Genomic DNA, 522 nt, shown 5'->3' with positions numbered 1-522 from the left:
GCGGCGCTGTGCGAACGTGCAGGCGGCGACATCAAGGAGGTTGCCAAGGGCATCGGGTTGGATGGCCGCATCGGCAACAAGTTCCTGCATGCCGGTCCCGGCTTTGGTGGGTCTTGTTTTCCCAAGGATACCAAGGCTTTGGCGCGGATCGGGCAGGAGCATGCTGTGCCCATGCAGATCACCGAGACCGTCATCAAGGTCAATGACGAGATCAAGCGGCGCATGGTCGACAAGCTGCTGGACCTTTGCGATGGCAGTTTCAACGGCAAGACGGTTGCCGTGCTGGGAGTGACCTTCAAACCGAACACCGACGACATGCGCGATGCGCCCAGCCTCACGATCATTCCCGCGATGGTTGGCGCGGGCGCCAAGGTGCGCGTGGTCGATCCGCAAGGCCGCCACGAGGGCGAGGCGATGTTGCCCGGCGTGCAATGGCACGAGGATGCCTACAAGGCCGCGCAGAATGCCGACCTGCTGGTGATCCTGACGGAATGGAACGAATTCCGCGCGCTGGATCTGAAA

General features: G+C 62.1%; 1 protein-coding gene. It reads left to right on the top strand.

Translation table 11 applies throughout. The features are described 5' to 3' along the window. Positions 1 to 522, top strand: a 522-nt coding sequence (locus tag K7H22_RS19995) for a UDP binding domain-containing protein (RefSeq protein WP_330165875.1), incomplete at both ends; no start/stop codon positions are given.

Origin of the sequence: Seohaeicola saemankumensis, from assembly GCF_021021435.1 — a bacterium.
In the GTDB taxonomy this organism is placed as follows: domain Bacteria; phylum Pseudomonadota; class Alphaproteobacteria; order Rhodobacterales; family Rhodobacteraceae; genus Seohaeicola.
Note: the sequence above shows the minus strand (reverse complement) of the source record. Positions and strands in the feature narration are given on the sequence as shown.